Source organism: Streptomyces sp. NPDC058872 (assembly GCF_042743065.1).
GTDB lineage: Bacteria > Actinomycetota > Actinomycetes > Streptomycetales > Streptomycetaceae > Streptomyces.
This window is the reverse complement of record NZ_JBHYMK010000094.1, coordinates 1-19,735: the sequence shown is the minus strand read 5'-3', so window position 1 is coordinate 19,735 and position 19,735 is coordinate 1. Positions and strand designations below refer to the sequence as shown.

Sequence of the window (19,735 nt, the reverse complement as noted above, 5' to 3'; positions counted from 1 at the left end):
CTGGCGTTGATTTTTGGCACGCTGTTGAGTTCTCAAGATACGGACGCTTCCATCGTTCCTGTTCCCAGGCCCTCCGGGCGCTTCCTTCGTTTCCAACCTTACCAGATCCGTTTTCCGTTCCGCTTCCGGTTCGGAATTCGTTTCTAGCGGCCTGTTGGCTGCCTTTGCCTTTCGGCGTGTCCACTACGTTAGCCGATTTTCTCGACGAGTCACAATCGAGCCATTCGAATGCGAATTCCGGCATGCCGAAATAAGCCCCGCTTGGGCGTTGACGTGAGTAATGGATGGCCGCTGCGGGGTGCTTGAACAAGCAGACCGTGTTCAGCGGCTCGGGCCACGTTACGGGGTCGGGCGACCAGAGTCAAGGCGGAGCTTCCTGGGGGTGTGGGGACGGTAGGGACTCACCCTCGGATCCCCCGTGCCCCGGAAACGCCGGGGATGCGGGGCGCCATCACGCCCGACGGCCTTGCGGGGACCACTGCGGATGCAGTCGGACGCGGCTGGCTCACGTGCCAGCGAAAGCGAGGGGAACGTTCTGACCTGCGCAGACATCCACACCGTTCAGGGAGAGGGCGACATCCAGTGCCGTGGCGGGCCGGGCCGACCCCTTGGCCCCGCTCATGGTCGGAGCGGGCCGTACGACGGCGGAGACGGGCCTGGCCGGCGCCGCGCAGGATTTCACCCGCACGCAGGAGAGCAGCATGCGCGTCCGGAAACGCGTGGGCTGCTCTCGCCGCACGGTGAGGAGTGGCGCAGCCTGATGTCCGACGTGGTTCGCTGCTCGAAGTGTCGGGCCGTCGTCCTGCAGGTCTGCGAGCGGGTCGAGCTGGTGCCGCGCGGTCGAGGAGTCCAATCCTTCAAGGAGACCGTTCGTGCACGGCGGTGATCTGCTCGGTCAGCTCGGCGGCCCGCGCCGCGCGGGGTCCGGGGGTGCCGGTGCGGCGGGCGTAGGAGGCGGCTCGAGAGGCCTGGAGCAGTTCGCGCGCCGCTTGACGTTGCTGCCTGCGGTTTTCCCCCGCCCCGATGAACGGGTGCACCCTCACCGGTTTCTCCTTCGTGAGGAAGGCCGTCGCCCGCTTGAGGATTTCCACGCCCCCGCAGCCGACGGTTCTCCCACCGCAACGCGGCCGGTCCCTCGTGCCCGCCGCTGCTCAGGCCGTCCCGTTCGCCTGTGGGGACAGCGGCCCCTGACCGCACGACCGGCCGACGACGCGCCACGCGCCGCTCTCGCGAGCGATCCCCCACCTGCTGGCCCCGCTTCCGCGCCGACGTACCGGCAGGCCGTGAGCAGGGCGCACGACGGCTCAGGCTCCGGCGGACGGTTCGGCCCGCGGGCTCAGGCGGTACGCCGAGACCGTCGGGTCACCGGCGAGGTAGAACCGGTGGTGCCAGTCGTGGGCCTTGCTCACGCCCACCCGAGGACCGACCCGGATCAGCGCGGCAGCTACCGGCCCGCCCTCGAACCATGCGACCGAGGGGCCTCTCAGGAGGTCTGCGCCGTTGTGCTCTCCCGTGATGCCGAGTGCCCGGCAGAAGTTCCCCGGGCCCCGGGCGAGCCGCGCGCTCTCGACCCTCTCGCCCCGTCGCTCGCGTGCCAGGTCTTCCCCCTCGATGACCCGGCCCGCGCGGATGAGGACGGCCGAGGCGATGCCGTCCGTCCCCGTGACGACGTTGGCGCACCAGTGCAGACCGTGGGACCGGTACACGTAGAGGTGTCCCGGGGGTCCGAACATGGTCGCGTTACGGGGTGTCCGGCCTCGGTAGGCGTGGGACGCCGGATCGGTCGCGCCGGAGTACGCCTCGGTCTCCGTGATGGCGATGCTCACGGTTCCCTCCGGGGTCTTGCAGGTGAGGACGCTCCCGAGCAGCTTGGGGGCGACTTCTTCGGCGGGGTGGGCGAGGAGGTCGACGTTCATGCTGACCGCCTTGACGTGCCACGGGTGAAGTGGACGTGCGCGCGTCCGGGCGGGCCTGACGCGACGGCCTTGCGTGTCGTGCGCGCCCAAGAGGCGTCGGGGCTCTCGCTCATGTCGTCCGAGCGTAGTGGTGACCGTCGGGGAACCGGTTACGGTCGTCGCGCGTAACTACGGGGCAGAACCCCGAAAAGGAGTGGAAGACATGGGATTCAAGAAGCTGCTCGCGAGCCTGGGAGCTGGTGGGGCCACCGTCGAGACGGTGCTCACCGAGGAGAACGTGGTCCCGGGCGGCGTCGTCCAGGGTGAGGTGCGGATCCAGGGCGGCAGCGTTGACCAGCAGATCGAGGGGCTTTCCGTCGGTCTGCAGGCGCGGGTCGAGGTGGAGGGCGGTGAGCAGGAGTACAAGCAGAACATCGAGTTCGTGAAGGTGCGTCTGGGGGGCGCCTTCGAGGTCAAGGCCGGTGCGGTGCACGTGGTGCCGTTCGGCCTGGAGATCCCGTGGGAGACTCCGGTGACCGCGGTCGCGGGGCAGCAGCTGCACGGGATGCACATCGGGGTGACGACCGAGCTGGAGATCGCCCGGGCGCTGGACTCCGGTGACCTCGACCCGATCAACGTCCACCCGCTGCCGGCGCAGCAGGCGATCCTGGACGCCTTCATCCAGCTGGGCTTCCGCTTCAAGAGCGCGGACATGGAGCGGGGCCACATCAGCGGGACGCGGCAGAAGCTGCCGTTCTACCAGGAGATCGAGTTCTTCGCGCCGCCGCAGTACCGGGGGCTCAACCAGGTCGAGGTCAGCTTCGTCGCCGACGACCGCGCCATGGACGTCGTCCTGGAGATGGACAAGAAGCCGGGCCTGTTCACCGAGGGCAGCGACTCCTACCGGTCGTTCCAGGTCGACCTGTTCGACTTCCACTCCACCGATTGGGCGGCGTACCTCAACGAGTGGCTGGCCGAGGTCGGCGGCCGTCGCAACTGGTTCTAGTCTCTGCCGTGTCAACGTCGACGGACGCATCGGAGGTACTCGACGTGTCAGAGGGCAAGAGGGCGCCGCTTCCGCACGACTTCCACCCGCCGGTGGCGACGTTCACCGTGGTGAGCGATGACGTCGCGCCGGGCGGGGTGTTGAAGGACGCCCAGGTGCACGCGGCGGGGAACACCTCGCCGCAGCTGAGCTGGGAGGGGTTCCCGGCGGAGACCAAGAGCTTCGCCGTCACCTGCTTCGATCCGGACGCCCCGACGGGCAGCGGGTTCTGGCACTGGGTGTTGTTCGACATCCCCGTGTCGGTGACGGAGCTTCCGGTCGGTGCCGGGTCGGGGTCGTTCGAGGGGCTGCCGGTCGGTGCCGTGCACGCGCGGAACGACTACGGCTCCAAGGACTTCGGGGGTGCGGCTCCTCCGGCGGGTGATCCGGCGCACCGGTACGTCTTCACCGTGTACGCGGTGGACCGGGAGAAGCTCGGCCCGGATGCCGATGCCTCGCCGGCGGCCGTGGGGTTCCACCTGCGGTTCCACACGCTCGGCCGGGCCCAGTTGATCGGTGAGTACGCGGCCCCCGCGGCGGTCTGATCGTTCGTTTGTTGTTTGCCCGCTTCTGGTCTTGGAGAGATCAGAAGCGGGCATCTTTTGTTGCACGGGAAATTGCGTTGTCCGACCCGGCCGGCCCGGCCATCGTTGATCCAAGCCCGAACCCCAGGTCGGGGCGGGCCGGCACACGGGAGGTGGGCAACATGCGGGACACGCTGGTGCTGAACGCGAGCTTCGAGCCGCTTTCGACGGTCACCCTCAACCGCGCGGTGGTGCTCGTCCTGCAGGACAAGGCCGTCGTCGAGCAGGCCCATCCCGAGCTGCGGGTGCGGGGTGCCGCCGTCGACCTCCCGGTGCCCCGGGTCATCAGGCTCTGCCGGTACGTCCGGGTGCCCTTTCGAAGACAGGCGCCGTGGTCGAGGCGGGGCGTGCTGGTCAGGGACCAACACCGGTGCGCGTACTGCGGGAAGCGGGCGACGACGGTCGACCACGTCGTGCCGCGGGCGCAGGGTGGTGGGGACAACTGGCTGAATACGGTTGCCTCTTGCGCCGAGGACAACCACCGCAAGGCGGACCGGACGCCCGAGCAGGCCGGAATGCCGCTGCTGCACCAGCCCTTCGAGCCGACTCCGGCGGACGCCATGCTGCTCGCGCTGCGGGCGAGCGAGCGGTCCGCGCTGCCGGCGTGGTTGGCCGAATCGGCTGCGTGAGGGCTGTCCCCCAGTCGCGGACGGGTCCGCCCCACCGTGCGGTGGGGCGGACCCGTCCGCCCTGCGCGGGCTATCCGAGCGTCAGTTGCAGGATCGCCACGATGCCGACCGTGATGATCACTCCCCTCAGGACCGTCGGGGAGAGCTTGCGGCCGACCTTGGCGCCGAGTTGGCCGCCGAGGGTCGAGCCGACGGCAATGAGGAGGACGGCGGTCCAGTCGAAGTCGGCGACGAAGAGGAAGAAGACGGCTGCGATTCCGTTGACGAGGGCACCGAGGACGTTCTTGACGGCGTTGATCCGCTGCAGGTCGTCGTGGAGCAGCAGGCCCATCAGGGAGAGGTAGAGCACTCCCTGCGCGGCTCCGAAGTACCCGCCGTACATGCTGGCGAGGAGGAGTCCAAAGAGCAGGCCGGGGCTGCCGTCGGGATGGGCTCCGCTTCCGCTCTGCTCCCGGCGTCGCTTCACTGCGGCGGCGATGCGGGGCTGGAGCAGGACCAGGACGAGGGCGAGGCCGATGAGGACGGGGACGATCGCGTCGAAGGCAGTGGACGGCAGCGCGAGGAGCAGGACCGCACCGATGAGGCCGCCGACGAGGGCGGCCCCGCCGAGGCGGAGGAGCCGTCGCTTCTGCCCCTTGAGCTCGCGGCGGTAGCCGATCGCTCCGCTGATGGAACCGGGCACGAGGCCGAGGGAGTTGGAGACGTTCGCGGTGATCGGGGGGAGTCCGGTCGCGAGCAGGACCGGGAAGGTGATCAGCGTTCCCGATCCCACTATGGTGTTGATGGTGCCGGCGCCGACGCCGGCGGCGAAGACTGCAAGGGCTTCCCAGATGGACAAAGCCTTTTCCTCACATGGTCAGTGAATCGCCTCCCCGCCCCGATGTCATCGAGGTCGAGGGGCTCGCACCGATCATGCACCAGAGTTACGTGTACGCGTCAGTCGACTGTGGGCTCGTCCCGACGCTCGACCGGTGCGCCCTTGACGTTGAAGCCGGGGACGCCGTTGCCGACGTTGCCGAGGGCTCCGGAGAGGCCCTTGAGGGCGTCGCCGATCTCGCTGGGCACGATCCAGAGCTTGTTGGCGTCGCCCTCGGCGATCTTCGGCAGCATCTGGAGGTACTGGTAGGACAGGAGCTTCTGGTCCGGGTCGCCCGCGTGGATCGCCTCGAAGACCGTGCGGACCGCCTGGGCCTCGCCCTCGGCCTTGAGGGCGGCTGCCTTGGCCTCGCCCTCGGCGCGCAGGATCGCCGACTGCTTCTCGCCCTCGGCGGTCAGGATGGCGGACTGGCGGGTGCCCTCGGCCGTGAGGATGGCGGCGCGCTTGTCCCGCTCGGCGCGCATCTGCTTCTCCATCGAGTCCTGGATGGAGGTCGGCGGCTCGATGGCCTTCAGTTCGACGCGGTTGACGCGGATGCCCCACTTGCCGGTGGCTTCGTCGAGGACGCCGCGGAGGGCCGCATTGATCTCCTCGCGGGAGGTGAGCGTCCGCTCCAGGTCCATGCCGCCGATGATGTTGCGCAGGGTGGTGACGGTGAGCTGCTCGATCGCCTGGATGTAGCTGGCGACCTCATAGGTGGCGGCACGGGCGTCGGTCACCTGGTAGTAGATGACGGTGTCGATGTTGACGACCAGGTTGTCCTGGGTGATCACCGGCTGTGGCGGGAAGGGAACGACCTGCTCGCGGAGGTCGATCCGGTTGCGGATCGAGTCGATGAACGGGACGACGATGTTCAGTCCGGCATTGAGGGTGCGGGTGTAGCGGCCGAAGCGCTCCACGATCGCCGCGCTCGCCTGCGGGATGACCTGGATCGTCTTGATCAAGGCGATGAAGACGAGCACCACCAGAATGATCAGGACGATGATGACTGCTGACATCGTGTTCCCCGTGCCCTTCGCTGCCGGATGACTGCCGGATCGTTTTCGATGATCGAGTTTCCCAGATGGCGGAGCCCCATGGGCGCGGTTCGGTCACATGACGACCGCGGTTGCCCCGTCGATCTCCACGACGTCGACCTCTTCGCCCGGCTCGAAGCTCTGTCCGGTGTCGAGCGTCCGGGCGGACCAGACCTCGCCGGCGAGCTTGATGCGGCCCCCGTTGCTGTCGACGCGCTCCAGGACGACGGCGTGCTTGCCCTTCAGCGCGTCCACCCCGCTGGAGAGTCCGGGACTCGCGTCGCGGTGCCGGGCCGCGATCGGGCGCACCACCGCGATGAGCGCCACGGACACCACGACGAAGACGAGCACCTGGGCGACGATGCCCAGTCCCAGGGCGGCCGTCACCGCCCCGGCAACGGCTCCGACGGCCAGCATGCCGAACTCCGGCATCGCGGTCAGGACCAGCGGGATGCCGAGCCCCACCGCTCCGATCAGCCACCACACCCACGTATCGATGTCCACGTGGTCATGGTAGGGCGGTGGGGTCCTCCCGGACAGGGCGCGGGCGGCCGTGCGGAACGCCGGTGACCCGTCGGTTCACTTCAGGGGCAGGCCGCGGGCGGTCCAACGGTCGCCGACCCGCTCGACGACGAGCGGCAGTCCGAAGCAGTGGGAGAGGTTGCGGGAGGTGAGCTCGGTCTCCACGGGGCCGGCGGCGAGCACCTTGCCCTGGCGGATCATCAGGACGTGGGTGAAGCCGGGGGCGATCTCCTCGACGTGGTGGGTGACCATGATCATGGAGGGCGCGTACGGGTCGCGGGCGAGGCGACCGAGGCGGCGGACCAGGTCCTCGCGGCCGCCGAGGTCGAGTCCTGCGGCGGGCTCGTCGAGGAGCAGGAGCTCGGGGTCGGTCATCATCGCGCGGGCGATCAGGGTGCGCTTGCGCTCGCCCTCGGAGAGGGTGCCGAACTTGCGGTCCAGGTAGTCGTTCATTCCGAGCCGGTCGAGGAAGGCCTTGGCGCGGGCCTCGTCGATCGGGTCGTAGTCCTCGTTCCAGGTGGCGGTCATGCCGTACGCGGCGGTGAGGACGGTCTGCAGGACGGTTTGGCGCTTGGGGAGCTTCTCCGCCATGGCGATGCCGGCCATCCCGATCCGGGGGCGGAGTTCGAAGACGTCGGTGCCGACGCCGCCGAGTTGCTCGCCCAGGACGCGGGCGGCGCCCTTGGTGGGGAAGAGGTAGCTGGAGGCGACGTTCAGAAGGGTGGTCTTGCCGGCGCCGTTGGGGCCGAGGATGACCCAGCGCTCGCCTTCCTTGACCGACCAGGAGACCTCGTCCACCAGAGCGCGTCCGTCGCGGACCACGGATACGTCCACCAGCTCCAGTACATCGCTCATGAGCGCGTTGTCTCCCCTTGCGGTCGAGTCGTGTCGTCGCCTTGCGCCGATGGGCGCGGCGTCCAGGGGAAAACCTACGTTATCGACGGAGCGGACCGGTCCGTAGGGCTTCCTTCGAGTGCCTAGTCTGGGGGGATGCTTTCGGAACCACGCTCAGGACGTCTGGCCGCCTGGGGCAATGCCCTGCTGGCCGGTGCGGTGTCGCCGGACGAGGCGGCGCTCGCGATTGTCGGGGAAGACGCGGTGCACCGCGTCGAGGGGCTGCCGGGCGAGGCGGGGCCGGTGGGGCTGACGCTCGCGCTGGGCCGGTTGCGGCGGCTCGGGGTGACCGGGTGGCGGGTGGCGCTACCGGCACCGGGGCATCCGCTGGGGTTGAGCGGGCCGCCGGACTTCAATGCGCGCGCCTTGGAGGCGGAGGAGGCGGCGGTGGGCTTCGGTGCGCCGTACGGTCTCGTGCCGGAGGTCTCGGAGGCGGGCCCCGAGGGCGACGTGCACGTCTCGGTGGTCTGGCACTGCTTGGGGGTGAGGGAGGCTCCGCCGGCGGACGTGCCCTCGCTCGGCGAGGCGGAGCGCGAGCTGGCGGAGGCCCTGCGGGACGCGACCGCGGCGCTGACCCGGCTCGACGTGGCGGCCTCGGGGCCTGCGGCGGAGGCGGCGCGCGAGGCGTACCGGGCGCGGTCGGAGGTGGGGCGCGAGGTGCTCGCCCCGGGCTATCCGCCGCGTGCGGTCCGCGTCCTGGAGCTGGCCCAGCGGATCGGGCTCCTCGTGAACCTGGCGTACGGCCATGGGCACGGGGGTGCGGTGAGCGCCTCGGAGATGGCGGCGCGGGGCGCGGCGCTGCGGCCGGTGGAGCGGGTGGCCCGGCGGGCCCAGGTCGCCGCCTACAACGCCTATGTGGAGGAGCGGGAGCGGGAGCGGGGCTTCTGACCCGAGGGGCGGGGAGGTCGTCCGGCGCCGCTCCCCGGACGGTCCGGCGGTGCCGAGGGGTGCGGCTGTTCTCCGCGGAGGGTGGTGCGCGGGCGCCGGGGTCCGGTGGGGAAAGGAAGGACCCCCGGCTCCGGGGGGATCGTCCGGGGCCGGGGGCGGTGCGACGGGTCAGCCGTTGAAGGCTCCGTTGCCGAAGGCCGGGTTGAGCAGACCGATCACGTTGACCGTGTTGCCGGAGACGTTCACGGGGACGTGGACCGGAGCCTGCACCAGGTTGCCGGAGGCGACGCCCGGCGAGTTGAGGGCCTGACCCATGGCCTCGGCGCCGTGGGCGGAGGCGACACCCGTGCCGGCGGCGACGATGCCACCGGCGATCACGGTGAGGGCAGCGGCCTTCTTGAAGTTCTTCACGTGGTACTTCCTCCTGGTCATCACTGCGGCCGGTCCGCCGCAGTACGCCATGGAGAACGCCTCAGCCCTCGCCAGGTTGCGCCGAATGGGGGACATACACACGACGGTATGACAGGGGGAACGGTCGTGCGCCCGGCGTGTACGAGGGGCGCATCAGTCGGTGAAGCCGTGCCGGACCGCCCAGAGCGCCGCCTGGGTGCGGTCCGCGAGGTCGAGCTTCATGAGGATGTTCGAAACGTGGGTCTTGACGGTCTTCTCCGAGAGGACGAGCGCACGGGCGATCTCCCTGTTGGACCGGCCGTCCGCTATCAGGCCGAGGACCTCGCGTTCCCGCTCCGTGAGGGACGAACCCCGCCCCGTGCCCCCCTGGGAGTCCTCCTGCGCCAGGAGCGCGCGGGCGGCCTCGGGCTGGAGGAGCACGTGCCCCGCGTGCACGGAGCGGATCGCACCGGCCAGGGCGTCCGGGTCGACGTCCTTGTAGACGTATCCACAGGCTCCGGCCCGGAGCGCGGGGATGACCGTCCGCTGCTCGGTGAAGCTGGTCACGATCAGGACCCTCGCCGGGTTGGCGAGCTCGCGGAGCCCCTTCAGCGCTTCGATGCCGTCCGTGCCCGGCATCTTCACGTCCATGAGGACCACGTCGGGGCGGAGCTCTTCGGCCCGGGCAACCCCCTCGGCGCCGTCGGCCGCCTCCCCCACCACTTCTATGTCGTCCTGGACCTCCAAGAAGGTGCGCAGGCCTCGGCGGACGACCTGGTGATCGTCGACCAGTAGGACTCGGATCCGCTGGTCAGCCACCGGGAACCTCCATCTCGATCGTGGTGCCCTCGCCCGGGGCCGAGATCACGGTGAGCCGCCCTCCGACACCGCCCGCGCGGTCCCGCATGGAGACCAGGCCGAGGTGGCGGCCGGCACTGCGGACCGCGAGTGGGTCGAAGCCCCTGCCGTCGTCGGTGACGGTGAGTCGCGCGCCCTGTCCGCTGCGGGTGAGGGAAACCCGTACGAGCTCCGCGTCCGCGTGCCGCAGGGCGTTGTGCAGGGCCTCCTGGGCGACCCTGAGGACGGCCTCTTCCTGGGCGGCGGGCAGGGCCCGGATCCCCGGGCCGTCGAAGGTGACCCGCGCGGAATGGGCGCGGTCCAGGACCTGGACGTGGGTGCGGAGCGTGTGGACGAGGCCGTCCTCGTCCAGGGCGGCGGGGCGGAGCTCGACGACGGCGGCGCGGAGCTCGTCCGCGGCTTCGGCCGCCAGCGCGGCGACCTGCTGGAGCTCGCCCTTGGCACGGGTCGGGTCCCGGTCGACGAGGGCGGCGGCGGCCTGGGCGGTGAGCCGGAGGGAGAACAGCTTCTGGCTGACGGCGTCGTGCAGCTCATGGGCGAGGCGGGAGCGCTCCTCCGCAATGGTGAGTTCACGGCTGCGCTCGTACAGCCGGGCGTTGGTGAGGGCGATGGCCGCGTGCTGGGCGAGGATCGAGAGGAGCTCCTCGTCCTCGGCGGTGAAGCCGCAGCCCCCGGCCTCTTCCGAGCAGCGCTTGTTGGCGAGGAAGAGCGCGCCGATGGTCTCGTCCCCGTCCCTCACGGGGAGGCCCAGGAAGTCGGACATCTGGGGATGGGCATCCGGCCAGCCCTCGAAGCGGGGGTCCCTTCGGACGTCGGCGAGCCGCTCGGGCTCGGCCGTGTGGAGCATCGAGGCGAGGACGCCGTGCTGCCGGGGCAGCGGGCCGATGGCCTTCCACTGTTCGTCGCTGACGCCGTCGACGACGAACTGGGCGAAGCCCCCGTGGTCGTCGGGGACGCCCAGGGCCGCGTACTCGGCGTCGAGCAGTTCACGGGCGGAGGCCACGATCGTCTTGAGGACGTCGCGGACCTCCAGGTGACGGCTCATCGCCAGGAGAGCGGTGCTCACGGCGGCCAGGCCGGAGCTCGGTCGGTGGCTCATGCGCTCACCGTACCGGCGGTGCGTGACGGCCCGGATCCGCCCGTGGACGAGGGCGGGGCAGGTCTCGGGACCTAGGCCCGGGGCACTCCGGTGGTCCGGGGCGGGTGTTCCGGGGCGGGCGCGGCTCCGGGGAAACCGGGTCACGCGGATGCACCGCGGCGATGCGGGACGGACGTCCCTGGAGGAGGAGTTCGGCGCTATCCGTCTCCTCCGCACGGAGGAGTTGATTCACCGTCTGCATTGCTGACGCAACGCATGGTCAGTTCGTTACCCGGCCGATGTGAGGCCGCGCATAGGACGCACATCACTTACGAAGCTCGCTAGTGGACATCTGACACCGGATATCGGCGGAGAAAACGGGCCAGGGAGGACAGTTTTCCCCCCTCGATCAGGGCCCTGATCTACTAGCCGGGATCGTACGTCACAGCTTTGCCAGCTCATTTTGCTGCCGCTAAGAATTGCCCCCGTCGCCGCCGAGTAGGCGCAGCGCCGCCCCGGCCGAGCGACCCCCAGCGATTCGAAGAGGTAGTCCTGCATGTCTGCGAACACCCCTGGCCACAGTCGTGGTCTGAAGAAGACCCACAAGGCCACGATCGCCGGCGTCGCCGCCCTGAGCGCCGCAGCCCTCGCCCTCACCCTCGTGCCGGGCAACCAGGGCAGCACCGAGATCGAGCCGCAGGCCCTCTCGGGCACCCAGCAGGTCGCCTGGGCGTACGACGCGAACAGCCCGCAGGCGAAGGCGCTTGCCGCCAGCATCAGCGAGCAGCAGACGACCATCGGCCTGAAGGCCAAGCAGGAGGCCGAGGCGAAGGCCAAGGCGGACGCCAAGGCGAAGGCGGACGCCAAGGCGAAGGCGGACGCCAAGGCGAAGGCCGAGGCCAAGGCCAAGGCCGAGGCCAAGGCCAAGGCGGACGCGAAGGCCAAGGCGAAGGCCGAGGCCAAGGCCAAGGCGGCCGCGAAGAAGCGGGCCGCGGAGAAGGCCGCCGCGAGCCGGGCCGCCGCCCGCAAGCCGGTCTTCGCGAACAACCTCGACGGCTGGATCCGCGAGGCGCTCTCCATCATGGACAAGCACGACATTCCGGGCACCTACAACGGTCTGCACCGGAACATCATGCGCGAGTCCAGCGGCAACCCCTACGCCATCAACAACTGGGACATCAACGCCATCAACGGCGTGCCCTCCAAGGGCCTGCTCCAGGTGATCTACCCGACCTTCAAGGCCTACCACGTGCCCGGCACCAAGTTCGACCAGTACGACCCGGTCGCCAACATCGTCGCCGCCGCCAACTACGCGGCCGACCGCTACGGCTCGATCGACAACGTCAACAGCGCCTACTGACCGTCGTCCGTCGACGCCCCGGTCCGCAGCGCGCCGAAGGGCGGCACCCCCGTGCGGGGTGCCGCCCTTCGGGCGTACCGCCCGCGGTCGTCACTTGCGCATGACCTCGGGCTCGTGGCGGCGGAGCAGACGGGCCACGACGAAGCAGCAGACGGCGGCCATCGCCAATTGGATGCCGAGGTCCAGGCTCCACTGACCGACCGCGTGCTCCCACAGCGGGTCGGTGTTCGTGGGGTCCTGGCGGTCCCACGGAGGCATCAGGTGACCCAGGTCGAGGGTGCTGCCGGCGCCGGCGATGCCCCAGCGGGAGGGCATCAGCCAAGCGAACTGCTCCAGGCCGGGCGAGTCGTACACCTGGAAGAGGATGCCGGTGAAGACCACCTGGACGATCGCGAACATGACGAGCAGCGGCATGGTCTTCTCGGCGGTCTTCACCAGCGAGGAGATGACCAGGCCGACCATCATCGAGGTGAGGCCGAGTGCGATGACCTGGATGCACAGCTCGATGGCCGGAGGCATGAACAGGCCCTCTTCGGGCAGCTCACGGGTGGCGAAGCCGATGCCGCAGATGATCACGCCCTGGAAGGCGGTGATCAGGCCGAGGACGATGACCTTGGACATCAGGTACGCCGAACGGGAGAGGCCGACGGCGCGCTCCCGCTCGTAGATGACCCGCTCCTTGATCAGTTCACGGACGGAGTTGGCCGCGCCGGAGAAGCACATGCCGACCGCCAGGATCAGCATGATCGTGCCGGCGTCGCCGTTGAAGCGGGCCGGCGGCTTGGGTCTGCCGAGGCCGAAGTCCGCCGGGATGACGACGGACACCGCGCCGAGGACGGCCGGCAGGATCACCATCAGGGCCATGAAGCCCTTGTCGGAGGCGATCACCGACACATAGCGGCGGATCAGCGTCCACAGCTGGGACCCCCAGCCCTGGGGCTTGGGCGGACGGGCCATCGCCTGCTGCGGCATCTGGACGGGCTGGGCGGCGACGGCGTCGATGTCCGCGGCGTACAGCTGGTAGTGCTGCGAGCCCTTCCACCGGCCCGCCCAGTCGTAGTCGCGGTAGTTCTCGAAGGCGGAGAAGACGTCGGCCCAGGTGGAGTAGCCGAAGAAGTTCAGTGCCTCCTCCGGCGGGCCGAAGTAGGCCACGGAGCCGCCGGGCGCCATGACGAGCAGCTTGTCGCACAGGCCCAGCTCGGCCACCGAGTGGGTGACGACCAGGACGGTGCGGCCGTCGTCGGCGAGGGCACGGAGCAGCTGCATCACGTCGCGGTCCATGCCCGGGTCGAGCCCGGAGGTCGGCTCGTCCAGGAAGATCAGCGAGGGCTTGGTCAACAGCTCCAGGGCGACGGAGACGCGCTTGCGCTGGCCGCCGGAGAGGGAGGTGACCTTCTTCTCCTTGTGGATGTCGAGCTTGAGCTCGCGCAGCACCTCGTCGATGCGGGCCTCCCGCTCCGCGGTGGCGGTGTCGCCGGGGAAGCGGAGCTTGGCGGCGTAGCGGAGCGCCTTCTGCACGGTCAGTTCCTTGTGCAGGATGTCGTCCTGCGGGACCAGTCCGATGCGCTGGCGCAGTTCGGCGAACTGCTTGTAGAGGCTCCGGTTGTCGTAGAGGACGTCGCCCTCGTTGGCCGGGCGGTAGCCCGTCAGGGCCTTGAGCAAGGTCGACTTGCCCGAGCCGGAGGGACCGATGACGCCGATCAGCGACTTCTCGGGAACGCCGAAGGTGACGTCCTTGAGGATCTGCTTGCCGCCGTCGACCGTGACCGTGAGGTGGCGGGCCGAGAAGGAGACCGAGCCGGTGTCGACGAACTCTTCCAACTGACCGCCGACGATGCGGAAGGTCGAGTGGCCGACGCCGACGATGTCCTGCGGGCCCAGGAGGGCCGTGCCGCCCTTGGCGATCGGCTGACCGTTGACGTACGTGCCGTTGTGCGAGCCGAGGTCACGGATCTCGAAGCGGCCGTCGGGCGTCGCGTGGAACTCCGCGTGGTGCCGCGAGACCTGGAGGTCGGAGACGACCAGCTCGTTCTCGAGGGCACGGCCGATCCGCATGACGTGACCGAGGGACAGCTGGTGGAACGTGGTGGGGCTGCGGTCGGCATAGGCGGACGACGCCCCGGTGGCCGCGCCGGGGCGGTCGTGTCCGGGCCCCTGCTGCTGCGGGATCTGCTGGTGGGGGACCTGCTGGTGGGCCGGCGGCTGCTGCCATCCCTGTTGCTGCGGGGCCTGCTGCTGCGGGGCCTGCTGGGCGGCGACGGGTGAGGGCACCGGGTGCTGCGCCTGGACCGGCGTCTGCTGCTGGGGCGCGGTGACGGCGCCGTCGGCGAGGTTCAGCCGCGGCCCGTCGGTCGCATTGCCGAGGTGGACGGTCGAACCGGGGCCGATCTCCACCTGGTGGACCCGCTGCCCCTGGACGAAGGTGCCGTTCGTGGAGCCGTGGTCCTCGAGGACCCAGCTCCGGCCGCCCCAGCTGATGGTGGCGTGCCGCCAGGAGACCCTGGCGTCCTCGACCACCAGGTCACCCTGCGGGTCCCGGCCCAGGGTGTACGACCGGGACGGATCGAGCGTCCAGGTCCTGCCGTTCAATTCCAGTACGAGTTCTGGCACTCCATGCCCCACTACTTGTCCCCCGATGTACCCCCGCCTACGGGAGTCCAGGGATGGCGAATCATCCTGGGGAACTATTTCAGGCCCGGTCCGCTCTCCGAAAGTCGGGCCGAAGGAAGACGTTCGAGGGTGGCTCCCCAGCCACCGGGGTGTCCGCTGGGCGGGACGGACGCCCGAACGGTGCGCGGTGCCGGATACGGTGGAACCACCATGAGCGCATCGCAGACCTCAGACGTTCCCACCCTTCTCGTCAAGATCTTCGGGAAGGACCGTCCCGGGATCACCGCGGGACTCTTCGACACCCTCGCCGCCTACTCCGTCGACGTCGTGGACATCGAGCAGGTGGTCTCCCGCGGCCGCCTCGTCCTGTGCGCGCTCGTCACCGAGCCGACCGTCGCCTCACCGGGCGAGCTCCGCGCCACCGTGCACAGTTGGGCCGAGTCGCTGAAGCTCCAGGCCGAGATCATCTCCGGTACGGGCGACAACCGTCCCCGCGGTGAAGGACGCTCGCACGTCACCGTGCTCGGCAATCCCCTCACCGCGGAACAGACGGCGGCCATAGCGGCCAGGATCGCGGAGACCGGCGGCAACATCGACCGCGTCTTCCGCCTGGCGAAGTACCCGGTGACAGCGGTGGAGTTCGCGGTCTCGGGCTGCGAGACCGAACCCTTGCGGACCGCACTGGCCACCGAGGCGCACAGCGTCGGGGTGGACGTGGCCGTGGTCTCCGCCGGTCTCCACCGGCGCGCACAGCGACTCGTCGTCATGGACGTCGATTCGACCCTGATCCAGGACGAGGTGATCGAACTCTTCGCGGCGCACGCGGGCTGCGAGGACGAGGTCGCCGAGGTGACGGCGGCGGCGATGCGCGGCGAGCTCGACTTCGAGCAGTCGCTCCATGCACGCGTGGAACTACTGGCCGGGCTCGACGCCTCGGTGGTCGACAAGGTCCGTGCCGAGGTGCGGCTGACGCCCGGGGCCCGGACCCTGATCCGTACGCTCAAGCGGCTCGGCTACCAGGTGGGCGTGGTCTCCGGGGGGTTCACCCAGGTCACCGACGACCTCAAGGAACGGCTCGGCCTCGACTTCGCCTCCGCCAACACCCTGGAGATCGTGGACGGGAAGCTCACCGGCCGGGTCACCGGTGAGATCGTCGACCGGGCGGGCAAGGCGCGACTGCTGCGCCGGTTCGCCGCGGAGGCGGGGGTGCCGCTGGCCCAGACCGTGGCGATCGGTGACGGTGCGAACGATCTGGACATGCTGAACGCGGCGGGGCTGGGCGTGGCGTTCAACGCGAAGCCGGTGGTGCGCCGGGCGGCCCACACGGCGGTGAACGTGCCCTTCTTGGACACCGTGCTGTACCTGCTCGGCATCACGCGCGAGGAGGTCGAGGCCGCGGACGTCGGCGAGGACGACCTGCTGCACTGAGCGGTGGCGGTACGGAGGAGGGCCCTGGTCGGACGACCGCCGGGCCCTTCCCCGTGGGGTCCGGTCAGGCGTGCGGGGACCAGAAGTCGACGAGCCGGCCGACGCCGTGTTCCACGGACTTCCAGGAGCCGTTGAAGGTGAGGACGGCGAAGGCCGAGGTGGGGAAGCCCCCGCGGTTCATCCGGGCGAGGGCATCGCCCTCGGCCGCGCCGGCGAGGGCATCGGCGAGGGCGTGCATGCCCGGGTTGTGGCCGACGAGCAGGAGGTTGCCCACCGCGTCCGGGGTCTCGTTGACCACGGCGATGAGCTCCCCGAGCGAGGCCTCGTAGATCCGCTCCTCGTACACCGTCCTGGGGCGCACGGGCAGTTCCTGCACCGCCAGCTTCCACGTCTCACGCGTGCGGAGGGCGGTGGAGCAGAGGGCCAGGTCGAAGCCGATGCCGGTCTCGGTGAGCCTGCGACCGGCCACCGGGGCGTCCTTGCGGCCTCGCTCGGCGAGGGGGCGCTCATGGTCGGACTCGTCGTTCCAGTCGGCCTTCGCGTGCCGGAGGAGCACGATGCTGCGGGGTGTATCGACGCTCATGGTCCACAGCTTCGCACGAAACGGGCCACGGCGACTCAGAGAGGGAGCGTTTGCCGGACCTGCTGCAGGACCCGTCCGACCGCCGGGTCATCGGTGGTCGCATGGGCCCCACCCGCACCGGCCACCAGCATCAGGAGGACGAGGAAGGAGACCGCGGGGAGGAGGAGCGCCCACCAGGGAAGTCGGGTGTCGACGCGGGTCGTCGTGGCCCTGGTGCCGGGGTGCGTGGGGGCCGACATGGCCGCCTCCGTGGGTTGGTTCCGCGCTTTCGCCGTCGTCTCCACCGTACGGAGCGCGCCGACTCCCGCCCATCGGGTGATCCACCCACTTCTCCCTGACAGCAGCCCCCTAGGGGATGCGGGGGCCACCCCCACCTCGGACGGGGGTCCCCCCGTCTCAGGGGGAGGCGAAGGAGGCGATGAGGGCGATGACCACGGTGATGCCGAGCATCGCGCCGAGCACGAGGAGCAGCTTCTTCTGGCCGTTCTGGGGGTTGGGTTCGAGGACTGGCATGGGGACAGTCTCGCACCTCAGCATTCGTCCTCGACCGTCCGGTCCCGGCCGGCCAGGGTTCCGACGATCATCTGCGGCACCATCAGTCCGCCCATCAGTGCGATGGGCAGTCCCCAGCCGCCGCTGTGCTGGTAGAGCACGCCGACGAGGAGGGGCCCGGGGATCGAGATGAGGTAGCCGATGCTCTGGGCGAAGGCGGAGAGCCGGACGACGCCGGAGCCGGTGCGCGAGCGCAGTCCGATCAGGGTGAGGGCCAGGGGGAAGGCGCAGTTCGAGATGCCCAGGAGCACGGCCCAGCACCATGCACCGGCGGCCGGGGCGAGGAGGAGACCGGCGTAGCCGGTGAGTCCGCACAGGCCGAGGGCGATGACGATCGGTCCCTGGTTCCGCATCCGGGTGGCGAGGCGCGGGATGACGAAGGCCAGCGGAACGCCCATGACCATGGTCACGGCGAGGAGCACGCCCGCGGTGGTGGCGGGGACGCCGGCGTCCCGGAAGATCTGCGGCATCCAACCCATGGTGATGTAGGCACCGGTGGCCTGGAGGCCGAAGAAGACGCCGAGCGCCCAAGCCGTACGGCTGCGGGTGATCCGCGGGGCGGACGCCGGCGCCGCTTCCCGGATCGGAGCGGTCGGTCGGACCGCTTCCGCGCCCCGGTCCCGCAGCAGCGGGAACCAGGGCAGGACCGCGAGCGCGGCCAGCGCCGCCCAGAGGCCCAGCCCGAGGCGCCAGTCGCCGCCGAGGGCGTCGGTCAGCGGGACGGTGGTGGCTGCGGCGACGGAGGTGCCGAGGGCGAGCGCCATGGAGTAGAGCCCGGTCATGCTGCCCACGCGGTCGGGGAAGTACCGCTTGACGATGACCGGCATCAGGACGTTGCTGACGGCGATGCCCATCAGGGCGAGGGCGCTGGCGGCGAGGAAGGCGGCGGTGCCGGTCGCGAAGGGCCGCAGGACCAGGCCCGTGAAGACGGCCGCCATGCCCGCGCAGACGACGGCGGCGGGGCCGAAGCGGCGGGCGAGGCGCGGGGCCGTGATCCCGAAGACCGCGAAGCAGAGCGGGGGGACGGAGGTGAGGACGCCGGCGACGCTGCCGCTCATGTGGAGGCCGCTGCTGACCTCTTCGAGGAGGGCCCCGAGGCTGGTGATGGCGGGGCGCAGGTTGAGCGCGGCCAGGACGAGCCCGACGGACACCAGGCCGAGGGTCCAGCGCGCCGGGGCGGTCCGGAGCTCGGGGCCGGGGCTGCGGTCCGGTGCGGGAGGGTCTCCTGCCGTGGTGACCGCAGTGGCGTTCCCGGCCGGTCGTGCGGCGGGGTCGGTGGTCTTCGGCTCGTCAGGCATGACGCCATCATAGAATCATGGGATGATTGATTGTCCAATGTCGAACGAACGGGAAGGCGTTCCATGCCCCTCGGTCATCCCCGGCGCACCGGTCTCTCCGATCAGGTGATCGCCGAACTGCGGAACCAGATCACCTCCGGCGAATGGCCGGTGGGTTCGCGCATCCCGACCGAACCCGAACTGGTCGAGCAGCTGGGCGTGGCCCGCAACACGGTGCGCGAGGCCGTCCGCGCGCTCGCGCACAACGGGCTGCTCGACATCCGCCAGGGCTCGGGGACGTACGTCGTCGCCACCAGCGAACTGGCGGGCGTCATGCACCGGCGCTTCGCCGGCTCCGACCCGCGGCACGTCGCCGAGCTGCGCTCGACGCTGGAGTCGGCGGCGGCCCGGTTCGCGGCCGGGCGGCGCACCGAACGGGACCTGAAGCAGCTGGACGCCCTGTTGGAGCGGCGCGAGGAGGCGTGGGAGTCCGGGGACGCGGAGCGCTTCGTCATGGTCGACGCGGCCTTCCACCACGCGGTCGTCGCCGCCTCGGGCAACGAGGTGCTGACGGAGCTCTACGCGGACCTCGGCGATCTGCTCCGGGACTGGCTGCGCGACGACGTGGGGCGGGTGCTGCGACCGGAGAACCACATGGACCACGCGCGCCTGGTGGACGCGATCCGGGAGGGCGACGCCGAGCGGGCCGGCGCCGAGGCCGCCGGCTACCCCTTCATGTGCCTCAGGAGTTCCGCTCCGGAAGCGGACCGGGAGCGGGAGCCGGGTCCACCGGCTGGTGCGTGACCCAGGCGGACCGGACCTCCTTCCAGCAGCGGGCGGTGACCCGGGCGTAGTCGGCGGGCACCACGTCCACGGGAGCGCTGTCGCTGTCGACGTCCCACCAACGGTCGCACTCGACGTGCAGGCGGATCCGGTCGGTGCGCGGGTACGGGTTGCTGCAGTGGGCGGTGACCTGCGACCCCTCGACGACGGTGCGGCAGGAGGCTCCGAAATCCTCCCGGTCCCCGGCCGCGGGGGCTGCGGGGGCTCCCTCGGCGGGTGGCGGAACGGCCCGCACCTCGGCGGCGACGGCCATCCCGGTGAGCAGAACGGCGACGGAGGCGAACGTCCCGAAGCCGTGACGTATCGCGCGCATGCCCGCACCTCCTCCCGCCAGCGAAAGGAACATCACGCTCTGCCCCAGTTTGGGGTCATTCGGGCTACTTTTCGAGTCGGGCAGGAGTTGCGG

22 protein-coding genes are annotated in these 19,735 nt (G+C 70.3%); 7 read left to right on the top strand and 15 right to left on the bottom strand.

Annotated features, from left to right (window positions below):
• Nucleotides 1–857 precede the first annotated feature (857 nt).
• Together ACFW22_RS33990 and ACFW22_RS33985 are read right to left on the bottom strand one after the other, a co-directional pair.
• On the bottom strand, nt 858–1,043 hold the full coding sequence (locus ACFW22_RS33990; RefSeq protein WP_386412212.1) for a hypothetical protein: 186 nt from the start codon (nt 1,041–1,043) through the stop codon (nt 858–860).
• A gap of 261 nt (nt 1,044–1,304) precedes the next feature.
• The gene (locus ACFW22_RS33985; protein ID WP_386412210.1) at nt 1,305–1,916 is read right to left on the bottom strand and encodes a DNA-3-methyladenine glycosylase; all 612 of its coding nucleotides are present in this window, start codon (nt 1,914–1,916) and stop codon (nt 1,305–1,307) included.
• A 202-nt stretch (nt 1,917–2,118) separates the two neighbouring features.
• Here ACFW22_RS33985 and ACFW22_RS33980 point away from each other — a divergent pair, with 202 nt between their 5' ends.
• From ACFW22_RS33980 to ACFW22_RS33970, 3 genes are all read left to right on the top strand, one after another.
• Nucleotides 2,119–2,901, top strand: coding sequence for a sporulation protein (locus tag ACFW22_RS33980; protein WP_386412208.1), 783 nt, complete (start codon nt 2,119–2,121; stop codon nt 2,899–2,901).
• 44 nt (nt 2,902–2,945) lie between these two features.
• The gene (locus ACFW22_RS33975; RefSeq protein ID WP_386412206.1) at nt 2,946–3,485 is read left to right on the top strand and encodes a YbhB/YbcL family Raf kinase inhibitor-like protein; all 540 of its coding nucleotides are present in this window, start codon (nt 2,946–2,948) and stop codon (nt 3,483–3,485) included.
• Between the two features lie 161 nt (nt 3,486–3,646).
• Nucleotides 3,647–4,153 carry an HNH endonuclease gene (locus tag ACFW22_RS33970; RefSeq protein WP_386412204.1) on the top strand — a complete coding sequence of 169 codons (507 nt, stop codon included), beginning with the start codon at nt 3,647–3,649 and terminating at the stop codon, nt 4,151–4,153.
• A gap of 70 nt (nt 4,154–4,223) precedes the next feature.
• Here the strand turns inward: ACFW22_RS33970 and ACFW22_RS33965 are convergent, their stop codons facing one another.
• The 4 genes from ACFW22_RS33965 to ACFW22_RS33950 all read right to left on the bottom strand — a co-directional run bounded on the left by ACFW22_RS33965 (nt 4,224) and on the right by ACFW22_RS33950 (nt 7,423).
• Complete coding sequence (locus ACFW22_RS33965; protein ID WP_386412202.1) at nt 4,224–4,991, bottom strand: sulfite exporter TauE/SafE family protein; 768 nt, start codon at nt 4,989–4,991, stop codon at nt 4,224–4,226.
• Between the two features lie 98 nt (nt 4,992–5,089).
• A complete protein-coding gene (locus tag ACFW22_RS33960; RefSeq protein ID WP_386412200.1) occupies nt 5,090–6,028 on the bottom strand; it encodes an SPFH domain-containing protein in 939 nt (312 codons plus the stop codon).
• 93 nt (nt 6,029–6,121) lie between these two features.
• Nucleotides 6,122–6,550, bottom strand: coding sequence for an NfeD family protein (locus ACFW22_RS33955; protein WP_386412198.1), 429 nt, complete (start codon nt 6,548–6,550; stop codon nt 6,122–6,124).
• 75 nt (nt 6,551–6,625) lie between these two features.
• Nucleotides 6,626–7,423: an ABC transporter ATP-binding protein gene (locus ACFW22_RS33950; RefSeq protein WP_386412196.1), complete on the bottom strand. Its 798-nt coding sequence runs from the start codon at nt 7,421–7,423 to the stop codon at nt 6,626–6,628.
• 135 nt (nt 7,424–7,558) lie between these two features.
• On the opposite strand from ACFW22_RS33950, the gene ACFW22_RS33945 reads away from it, so the two are divergent.
• A complete protein-coding gene (locus ACFW22_RS33945; protein WP_386412194.1) occupies nt 7,559–8,350 on the top strand; it encodes a hypothetical protein in 792 nt (263 codons plus the stop codon).
• A gap of 168 nt (nt 8,351–8,518) precedes the next feature.
• Here the strand turns inward: ACFW22_RS33945 and ACFW22_RS33940 are convergent, their stop codons facing one another.
• From ACFW22_RS33940 to ACFW22_RS33930, 3 genes are all read right to left on the bottom strand, one after another.
• Complete coding sequence (locus tag ACFW22_RS33940) at nt 8,519–8,761, bottom strand: chaplin (protein WP_386412214.1); 243 nt, start codon at nt 8,759–8,761, stop codon at nt 8,519–8,521.
• Nucleotides 8,762–8,914: 153 nt separating this feature from the next.
• Nucleotides 8,915–9,559, bottom strand: a complete 645-nt coding sequence (locus ACFW22_RS33935; protein ID WP_386412192.1) for a response regulator — start codon at nt 9,557–9,559, stop codon at nt 8,915–8,917.
• On the bottom strand, nt 9,552–10,697 hold the full coding sequence (locus ACFW22_RS33930; RefSeq protein ID WP_386412190.1) for a GAF domain-containing sensor histidine kinase: 1,146 nt from the start codon (nt 10,695–10,697) through the stop codon (nt 9,552–9,554). Before ACFW22_RS33930 ends, ACFW22_RS33935 begins: the two co-directional genes overlap by 8 nt.
• Nucleotides 10,698–11,232: 535 nt before the next feature.
• Here ACFW22_RS33930 and ACFW22_RS33925 point away from each other — a divergent pair.
• Nucleotides 11,233–12,036 (top strand): transglycosylase SLT domain-containing protein, encoded by an 804-nt coding sequence (locus ACFW22_RS33925; RefSeq protein ID WP_386412188.1) that lies wholly within the window; start codon nt 11,233–11,235, stop codon nt 12,034–12,036.
• 90 nt (nt 12,037–12,126) lie between these two features.
• Here the strand turns inward: ACFW22_RS33925 and ACFW22_RS33920 are convergent, their stop codons facing one another.
• Nucleotides 12,127–14,658: an FHA domain-containing protein gene (locus tag ACFW22_RS33920; protein ID WP_386412187.1), complete on the bottom strand. Its 2,532-nt coding sequence runs from the start codon at nt 14,656–14,658 to the stop codon at nt 12,127–12,129.
• A 198-nt stretch (nt 14,659–14,856) separates the two neighbouring features.
• On the opposite strand from ACFW22_RS33920, the gene serB reads away from it, so the two are divergent.
• Entirely contained in the window at nt 14,857–16,074 is a 1,218-nt protein-coding gene (gene serB / locus ACFW22_RS33915) for a phosphoserine phosphatase SerB (RefSeq protein ID WP_386412186.1), read from the top strand.
• A gap of 64 nt (nt 16,075–16,138) precedes the next feature.
• On the opposite strand, the gene ACFW22_RS33910 is transcribed toward serB, so the two are convergent.
• The 4 genes from ACFW22_RS33910 to ACFW22_RS33895 all read right to left on the bottom strand — a co-directional run bounded on the left by ACFW22_RS33910 (nt 16,139) and on the right by ACFW22_RS33895 (nt 18,507).
• Complete coding sequence (locus ACFW22_RS33910) at nt 16,139–16,657, bottom strand: SixA phosphatase family protein (RefSeq protein WP_386412184.1); 519 nt, start codon at nt 16,655–16,657, stop codon at nt 16,139–16,141.
• Between the two features lie 35 nt (nt 16,658–16,692).
• Nucleotides 16,693–16,896 carry a hypothetical protein gene (locus ACFW22_RS33905; RefSeq protein ID WP_386412182.1) on the bottom strand — a complete coding sequence of 68 codons (204 nt, stop codon included), beginning with the start codon at nt 16,894–16,896 and terminating at the stop codon, nt 16,693–16,695.
• 157 nt (nt 16,897–17,053) lie between these two features.
• On the bottom strand, nt 17,054–17,170 hold the full coding sequence (locus ACFW22_RS33900; protein ID WP_384881634.1) for an SGM_5486 family transporter-associated protein: 117 nt from the start codon (nt 17,168–17,170) through the stop codon (nt 17,054–17,056).
• Between the two features lie 17 nt (nt 17,171–17,187).
• Complete coding sequence (locus ACFW22_RS33895) at nt 17,188–18,507, bottom strand: CynX/NimT family MFS transporter (protein ID WP_386412180.1); 1,320 nt, start codon at nt 18,505–18,507, stop codon at nt 17,188–17,190.
• Between the two features lie 63 nt (nt 18,508–18,570).
• Here ACFW22_RS33895 and ACFW22_RS33890 point away from each other — a divergent pair, with 63 nt between their 5' ends.
• Nucleotides 18,571–19,290 (top strand): FadR/GntR family transcriptional regulator, encoded by a 720-nt coding sequence (locus tag ACFW22_RS33890; protein ID WP_386412178.1) that lies wholly within the window; start codon nt 18,571–18,573, stop codon nt 19,288–19,290.
• On the opposite strand, the gene ACFW22_RS33885 is transcribed toward ACFW22_RS33890, so the two are convergent.
• Complete coding sequence (locus ACFW22_RS33885) at nt 19,229–19,642, bottom strand: hypothetical protein (protein WP_386412176.1); 414 nt, start codon at nt 19,640–19,642, stop codon at nt 19,229–19,231. The genes ACFW22_RS33890 and ACFW22_RS33885 overlap by 62 nt on opposite strands.
• Between the last annotated feature and the right edge of the window lie 93 nt (nt 19,643–19,735).

Coding starts and splice junctions, on each gene's coding strand:
- ACFW22_RS33985 (WP_386412210.1), bottom strand. CDS start 1,916: ATGAACGTCGACCTCCTCGCCCACCCCGCCGAAGAAGTCGCCCCCAAG.
- ACFW22_RS33980 (WP_386412208.1), top strand. CDS start 2,119: ATGGGATTCAAGAAGCTGCTCGCGAGCCTGGGAGCTGGTGGGGCCACC.
- ACFW22_RS33970 (WP_386412204.1), top strand. CDS start 3,647: ATGCGGGACACGCTGGTGCTGAACGCGAGCTTCGAGCCGCTTTCGACG.
- ACFW22_RS33960 (WP_386412200.1), bottom strand. CDS start 6,028: ATGTCAGCAGTCATCATCGTCCTGATCATTCTGGTGGTGCTCGTCTTC.
- ACFW22_RS33950 (WP_386412196.1), bottom strand. CDS start 7,423: ATGAGCGATGTACTGGAGCTGGTGGACGTATCCGTGGTCCGCGACGGA.
- ACFW22_RS33945 (WP_386412194.1), top strand. CDS start 7,559: ATGCTTTCGGAACCACGCTCAGGACGTCTGGCCGCCTGGGGCAATGCC.
- ACFW22_RS33930 (WP_386412190.1), bottom strand. CDS start 10,697: ATGAGCCACCGACCGAGCTCCGGCCTGGCCGCCGTGAGCACCGCTCTC.
- ACFW22_RS33925 (WP_386412188.1), top strand. CDS start 11,233: ATGTCTGCGAACACCCCTGGCCACAGTCGTGGTCTGAAGAAGACCCAC.
- serB (WP_386412186.1), top strand. CDS start 14,857: ATGAGCGCATCGCAGACCTCAGACGTTCCCACCCTTCTCGTCAAGATC.
- ACFW22_RS33910 (WP_386412184.1), bottom strand. CDS start 16,657: ATGAGCGTCGATACACCCCGCAGCATCGTGCTCCTCCGGCACGCGAAG.
- ACFW22_RS33905 (WP_386412182.1), bottom strand. CDS start 16,896: ATGTCGGCCCCCACGCACCCCGGCACCAGGGCCACGACGACCCGCGTC.
- ACFW22_RS33900 (WP_384881634.1), bottom strand. CDS start 17,170: ATGCCAGTCCTCGAACCCAACCCCCAGAACGGCCAGAAGAAGCTGCTC.
- ACFW22_RS33895 (WP_386412180.1), bottom strand. CDS start 18,507: ATGCCTGACGAGCCGAAGACCACCGACCCCGCCGCACGACCGGCCGGG.
- ACFW22_RS33890 (WP_386412178.1), top strand. CDS start 18,571: ATGCCCCTCGGTCATCCCCGGCGCACCGGTCTCTCCGATCAGGTGATC.
- ACFW22_RS33885 (WP_386412176.1), bottom strand. CDS start 19,642: ATGCGCGCGATACGTCACGGCTTCGGGACGTTCGCCTCCGTCGCCGTT.